The organism is Bradyrhizobium sp. LeoB3 (assembly GCF_055456055.1).
In genome coordinates, this window is record NZ_JBVBEF010000100.1 from 21064 (window position 1) to 27146 (window position 6083).

The 6083-nt window shown below is 62.9% G+C and carries 7 protein-coding genes; 6 read left to right on the top strand and 1 reads right to left on the bottom strand.

The features are described from left to right. The first annotated feature begins 12 nt into the window (after positions 1 to 12). The 6 genes from ACZXDY_RS37410 to ACZXDY_RS37435 all read left to right on the top strand — a co-directional run bounded on the left by ACZXDY_RS37410 (position 13) and on the right by ACZXDY_RS37435 (position 5240). Complete coding sequence (locus ACZXDY_RS37410) at positions 13 to 1521, top strand: AMP-binding protein (protein WP_464348996.1); 1509 nt, start codon at positions 13 to 15, stop codon at positions 1519 to 1521. A 28-nt stretch (positions 1522 to 1549) separates the two neighbouring features. Beyond that, the gene (locus ACZXDY_RS37415) at positions 1550 to 2728 is read left to right on the top strand and encodes a lipid-transfer protein (protein WP_464348997.1); all 1179 of its coding nucleotides are present in this window, start codon (positions 1550 to 1552) and stop codon (positions 2726 to 2728) included. 23 nt (positions 2729 to 2751) lie between these two features. Continuing rightward, positions 2752 to 3546, top strand: coding sequence for an SDR family NAD(P)-dependent oxidoreductase (locus tag ACZXDY_RS37420; protein WP_464348998.1), 795 nt, complete (start codon positions 2752 to 2754; stop codon positions 3544 to 3546). A gap of 741 nt (positions 3547 to 4287) precedes the next feature. Then, a complete protein-coding gene (locus ACZXDY_RS37425) occupies positions 4288 to 4542 on the top strand; it encodes an AbrB/MazE/SpoVT family DNA-binding domain-containing protein (RefSeq protein ID WP_456646033.1) in 255 nt (84 codons plus the stop codon). After that, positions 4496 to 4876 (top strand): endoribonuclease MazF, encoded by a 381-nt coding sequence (gene mazF, locus ACZXDY_RS37430; protein WP_456671265.1) that lies wholly within the window; start codon positions 4496 to 4498, stop codon positions 4874 to 4876. Before ACZXDY_RS37425 ends, mazF begins: the two co-directional genes overlap by 47 nt. 175 nt (positions 4877 to 5051) lie before the next feature. Continuing rightward, positions 5052 to 5240, top strand: a complete 189-nt coding sequence (locus ACZXDY_RS37435; RefSeq protein ID WP_456646031.1) for a DUF3606 domain-containing protein — start codon at positions 5052 to 5054, stop codon at positions 5238 to 5240. 226 nt (positions 5241 to 5466) lie between these two features. On the opposite strand, the gene ACZXDY_RS37440 is transcribed toward ACZXDY_RS37435, so the two are convergent. Further along, positions 5467 to 5829, bottom strand: coding sequence for a PRC-barrel domain-containing protein (locus tag ACZXDY_RS37440; protein ID WP_456646030.1), 363 nt, complete (start codon positions 5827 to 5829; stop codon positions 5467 to 5469). Positions 5830 to 6083 lie beyond the last annotated feature (254 nt).

The window sequence follows — 6083 nt, forward strand, 5'->3', positions numbered from 1 at the left end:
AGGGAAAAGCCCATGAACATCGCCATGGTACTCGCCAATGCGGCGAAGGCGTTCGCAGACCGCCCGGCGGTCTGCCTCGGCTGCGAGACCGTTCACAACTACGCGCAGCTTCTGCAGCGCAGCGCCGCGCTCGGTGCCGCGCTGCGTAACAAGGGCTTAGCGCCGGGCTCGCGGGTCGGCGTCTTCCTGTCGAATCGTCCCGAGTATTTCGAGATCCTGTTCGGCGCCTGGTTCTCAGGGCTGGCGGTGGCGCCGATCAATGCCAAGCTGCACCCGAAGGAGCTCGCCTATATCATCGACAATTGCGCGGCCTCGGTGCTGTTCACCGACATCGAGGGCGGACTTTCGCAGCCGGGCAATGTCGTCGATGTCGACGGCGAGGCGTATCGCGCGATGCTCGCGACGACGCCTCCGGACTTGCGGCCGGCCTCGGCCAAGCCCGACGACATCGCGTGGCTGTTCTACACCAGCGGCACGACCGGCTATCCGAAGGGCGCGATGCTGACCCATCGCAACCTCTACAACATGACGATGAGCTTTCTTGCCGACATCGGGCCGGTCGACGAGACCGACGCTTCGCTATACCCGGCGCCGCTGTCGCATGGCGCGGGTCTGCTCGCGCTGGCGCATCTTGTGCGCGGCGCGGCCAATGTCGTGCCGGAGAGCGGCGGATTCGAGCCGGGCGAGATCGTCGATCTGATCAATCGCTATCCGGGGAGTTCGTTCTTCGCCGCGCCGACCATGGTGAACCGGCTTGTGACATCGCCGTCGTTGGCGGATCTGAAGGTGGAGAATCTCGATCACATCTTCTACGGCGGCGCGCCGATGTATGTCGAGGATCTCAAGCGAGCGCTGTCGGTGCTCGGCCCGCGGCTGTGGCAGGCTTATGGCCAGGGCGAGTCGCCGTGCACGATCACTTATCTGCCGCCGCACATGCACCTCGACAGCGGCGACGGCCGTCTCGATGACCGGCTATCGTCGGTGGGCATTCCGCGCACCGGCGTCGCCGTCCGCGTCGTCGACGCCGAAGGCAACGACAGGCCGCCGGGCGAGAACGGCGAGGTCATCGTCGCCGGGGACGTCGTGATGGCCGGTTACTGGAACAACCCGTCCGCGACGGCGCAGGCGCTGCGCGACGGCTGGCTGTGGACCGGCGACATCGGCACCTTCGATGCGCATGGCTTTCTCTATCTGAAGGACCGCTCCAAGGACGTCATCATCTCCGGCGGCTCCAACATCTATCCGCGCGAGGTCGAGGAGGTGCTGCTGCGCCATCCCGCCGTGACGGAGGTCAGCGTCATCGGCCGCCGCCATCCGGACTGGGGCGAGGAGGTCATCGCCTTCGTGGCGTCGTCGGCACCGGTGACGGCCGAAGAACTCGACGCCTTCTGCATCGAGCACATCGCCCGCTTCAAGCGGCCGAAGTCCTACCGCTTCCTGCCGAGCCTGCCGAAGAGCAACTACGGCAAGATCCTCAAGACCGAAATCAGGAAGATCATCGAAAGCGAAACGGCCGCATAATCGGCGAAGGAAACAAGGAGAGCGCACAATGACCACGATCGTTGCAGGCGTCGGCATGATCCCGTTCGCGAAGCCGGGCGCTTCGGCGCCCTACGACGCGATGGGCGAGGAGGCGGTGAAGCTGGCGCTGGCGGATGCCGGGCTCGGCTACGACGCCATCGAGCAGGCCTATGCCGGCTTCGTCTACGGCGACTCCAGCGCCGGCCAGAAGGTGCTCTATCGTGTAGGCATGACCGGCATCCCGATCGTCAACGTCAACAACAACTGCTCCACCGGTTCGACTGCGCTGTACCTGGCGCGCCAGGCGGTCGAGAGCGGCGCGGCCGATTGCGTGCTGGCCGTCGGCTTCGAGCAGATGCGCCCGGGCGCGCTGGGCTCGATCTTCGAAGACCGGCCGTCGCCATTCGCGGAGTTCGACCGCGTAACCGATGAACTGGTCGGCCATGGCGAGATTCCGCTGGCGCTGCGCTATTTCGGCGGCGCGGGCAAGGAGCACATGGAGAAGTATGGCACGCAACTCTCGACCTTTGCCAATATCCGCGCCAAGGCGAGCCGCCATGCCTCGAAAAACCCGTTGGCGCTGTTCCGCAAGGAGATGACCGAGGGCGACGTGATGCAGGCGCCGGTGATCTGGGAAGGCGTGATGACGCGCTCGATGGCGTGCCCGCCGACCTGCGGCGCCGCCGCCGCCGTGCTGGTCTCTGAGGCCTTTGCCAAGCGCCATAACCTCAACGACAAGGTCCGGATTCGCGCGCAGGCGATGACGACCGACCGTCCCAGCACCTTCGAGACCCGCGACATGATGCGGGTGGTCGGCTTCGACCTGTCGAAGTCGGCGGCGGAAAAAGTCTACGAAAAGGCCGGCGTCGCGCCCGACGATGTCGATGTCGTCGAACTGCACGACTGCTTCGCTCAGAACGAACTCATCACCTACGAGGCGCTCGGCCTCTGCGGCGAGGGCGAGGGCGAAAAGTTCGTCGTCGACGGCGACAACACCTATGGCGGGCGTTTCGTCACCAATCCGTCCGGCGGCCTGCTCTCCAAGGGCCATCCGCTCGGCGCGACCGGCCTCGCCCAGTGCTACGAACTCGTCCATCAGCTGCGTGGCACCGCCGAGGCGCGGCAGGTCGACGGCGCGCGGCTCGCGCTACAGCACAATCTCGGCCTCGGCGGCGCGGCCGTCGTGACGCTGTACGAAAAGAACTGAAACCGGTAACAGGGAAAGCAAGGATGTCGCAGCGGCTCAAGGACAAGATCGCGTTCGTGATGGGAGCCGGCTGCGTCGGTGAGGGCTGGGGCAACGGCAAGGCCACCGCCGTTCTCTTCGCCCGCCAAGGCGCGACGGTGATCTGCGTCGACCGCGATCTCGCATCGGCCGAGCGTACCGTCGCCATCATCGAGGGCGAGGGCGGCAAGGCCAGCGCGCTGCGCGCCGACATCACGTCGGCGGCGGACATCGATGTGGCTGTCGGCACCGCCGTTACTCGTCACGGCCGCATCGACATCCTGCAGAACAATGTCGGCATCGCCGAACCCGGCGGTCCCGAGAATATCGACGAGGCGAGCTGGGATCGCGTGATGTCCGTGAACCTGAAGGGGTTCTTCTTGACCTGCAAGCGCGTGCTGCCCGAGATGGTACGGCAGGGCGGCGGCGCGATCGTCAACGTGTCGTCGGTCGCATCGATCACGACGATCAGCGTGCCGATGATCTCCTATTACTCGTCAAAGGCCGGCGTGAATCACTTTACCCGTGCGGTCGCGGTCGAATACGCGCCGAAGGGGATTCGCTGCAACGCGGTTCTCCCGGGCCTGATGAACACGCCGATGATCGTCGAGCCCTACAAGCATGTCTATGATTCCGTCGACGACATGATCGCCAGGCGCGACGCCATGGTGCCGATGGGCAAGATGGGCACCGCCTGGGATGTGGCGCATGCCTCGCTGTTTCTGGCATCGGACGACGCGAAATATATCTCCGGCGTGCTGCTCCCGGTCGACGGCGCGCTCACCTGCCGGACGGGCTGATCGGCAGTTCTGCTATGCCGGTCATCCGGTTGCGGCGGACGGTCGAATAATCTGCGGACCGGACCAAGCGCCCCGCCGCGCGAGTTCCGGATCTCGGCATCTTTTCACCCGAGTTGGTCGAGCGGACAAGCGGCGGCTGGAGGATCACGTCCAAGGGACGGGCAGTGCTCGAGTTCATCGGAAGCGCTCCCCGCGCGGTCAGGGTAGGGCGTGTCCTCATCTGTGGACGCCCCGCGAGATGCAAGCGGTTTTTGAAGAAGATCGGCACGTCGTCGGATGCTGCCATCTGTCCGGCCTCTGATGATGCAGCGATGGAGCTGCGGGCCCGTATGGGAGTTCGCAGACCGGAACCAAATCATAAACGCGTGCTCTGGGCACGATGAGTACACCTGGTTCTTCCGGCCCCATCTCGCCGACTGTTGCGCCACACCCTCCTTCGACCGACTACACCTCTGACGTCGGTTGGATCCATCTCGCAAACAACGTCATTACGCATTCCGCCGATCTCCAGCGTCTTTCGCTGCGTTACGATCGGCGTGGCAACCTTGTTGTTGTGCTTCAGAATAGGGCGTCTCAAGAGCCTATGTGCGCCACGCCGCGGGGCACCGGTTGTCTCTTTGAGTTTGCCCGTGTTGGGGGCCACTATCGTTTTCCGGCCTTGTTCCCTCGTCCGGGCGCACACACCGCTTGACCTACTCCTGGCCTGTATCTACATTGTATCATCAATGCCGGAGTCCGAACATGAAGGTGGCCTTTCAGAAGTGGGGCAACAGCCTGGCGCTGCGCGTGCCAAAAGCATTCGCTGATGAAATCGGCGCCAGCGACGGCAAGGCCGCCGAAATGACCGTAAGCGACGGTAGACTTGTGATTGAGATCGCGCGGTCGGCCCGGCGCAAGCGTCGCTACACACTCGACAAGCTGGTTGCCGGCATAACGCCGGACAACCGTCATGAAGAGGTTGATTGGGGGCAATCCGTTGGCAACGAAGTCTGGTAACTACTGTCCGGAGGCCGGCGATTTCATCTGGATCGATCTTGACCCCACGGCCGGCCACGAACAAAGTGGTCGACGGCCAGCAATCGTATTATCACCGCACAACTACAATGCTGCAGCCGGCCTTTGCGTGATCTGCCCAATCACCAGCCGCGTACGCGACTATCCTTTCGAGGCCAAGCTGCCCGACGGCGCCAGCTTCCGCGGCGTCGTGCTGGCTGACCAGCCCCGCAGCATCTCGTGGGAGAAACGACCGATCCAGCATGCCGGACGAGCACCTGACGTCGTGCTCACCGAAGTGCGCGAGCGCTTGGCTGCGTTGCTCGGAATCGACTGAACTGCTTCTTCATCTCCGACGGGGACGGCTTTGGACGCTTCCTCTTGGCGGAAGAAGCAGCCATAGAATCTACACATACCAGCTCGATACCCTTGACTGCGATTCAACACGATAATCCGGATAGCCGAACTTTCTTGAGTCGAGCTGCGTTGCGGGAAGGTCGATAGAGGAACCTATGGCAAAGAAAGCGAAGAAGGAGACATCACGCGGTCGCAAGCAGGACCGCGCGCGAGTCGCCGGCGGCCAGCGGCATGAGGTTAGCTACGAGTCGAAGAAGACGGGCCGATCGTCGTCCGCAGTCAAGAAAGCGGTGAAGAAGGTCGGCAACGGCCGACGGAAAGTAGAGCGGCGGCTCGCGCGTTAGCGCCGCCAGGAGGAGATGGACTCTTGCCCAAGGAAAATGACTTGGAGGGGATCCAAGACCGAGGAGGCAAACACGGTGGCCAGGCGGGCATGCCCAAGTCGCCTCCGCGCCCCAGGACGAACGACAAGGACCAAGATGTCGTCCGAAAAGATGAGGACGGCGAGAACAAACGCGAGGAGCCGGAGAGGTGACCGGCCAACTCGCATAGGTCGGCCGGTCCCGCCTCTCAAACGACAGGAACGCCATAATATTCGTTCACCATGCGTCCGGCGGCCGGATCACTCCAGTTCCACGCATTCTCATCACGATACTTTGGAGCCCCGCGAAGCTGGTCTTCGGTGATCCCAGTAACGTAGCCGCCTAGGTTCGTGTCGTATTTCAACGATTGCCATGGCAGCGGGTAGTGATCATCGCCGATGCCAAGGAAGCCACCAAAGCTCAGGACAGCGTAAGAGACGTTGCCGCTAACTTTGTCGATCATCACGCGTTCGATAGTTCCGATCTTTTTATTCTCGGCGCCGTAAACCGCCGTGCCTTCGACCTTGTCGCTTCCGATCAGATTGACTGTCTCGCGAGACTCTACTGCCATTTGGATCTTCCTGTGTCAGGTTATAGGGATCAATCGCAGCAGGACGCTTGATGTTCCTCTGTGCAGGCTGCCCATCATTTCGGGTCCTGGTAATGGAGTTGAGAGCTAACCGTGTAGCTCGGCGCCTTCCAGCGTGATCTTCACGTAGGTGCCGCTCTCGTGCAGCCCCAGCCAGCGGCGCTCGATTGCGAGCTTAAAGTCTGCGCCCGCGACCGATTTACATTCTGTTCGCCGTCGGCCAAATGCCCTTATTT

Coding starts and splice junctions, on each gene's coding strand:
- mazF (WP_456671265.1), top strand. CDS start 4,496: ATGAAGAGGTTGATTGGGGGCAATCCGTTGGCAACGAAGTCTGGTAAC.
- ACZXDY_RS37415 (WP_464348997.1), top strand. CDS start 1,550: ATGACCACGATCGTTGCAGGCGTCGGCATGATCCCGTTCGCGAAGCCG.
- ACZXDY_RS37410 (WP_464348996.1), top strand. CDS start 13: ATGAACATCGCCATGGTACTCGCCAATGCGGCGAAGGCGTTCGCAGAC.
- ACZXDY_RS37425 (WP_456646033.1), top strand. CDS start 4,288: ATGAAGGTGGCCTTTCAGAAGTGGGGCAACAGCCTGGCGCTGCGCGTG.
- ACZXDY_RS37435 (WP_456646031.1), top strand. CDS start 5,052: ATGGCAAAGAAAGCGAAGAAGGAGACATCACGCGGTCGCAAGCAGGAC.
- ACZXDY_RS37420 (WP_464348998.1), top strand. CDS start 2,752: ATGTCGCAGCGGCTCAAGGACAAGATCGCGTTCGTGATGGGAGCCGGC.
- ACZXDY_RS37440 (WP_456646030.1), bottom strand. CDS start 5,829: ATGGCAGTAGAGTCTCGCGAGACAGTCAATCTGATCGGAAGCGACAAG.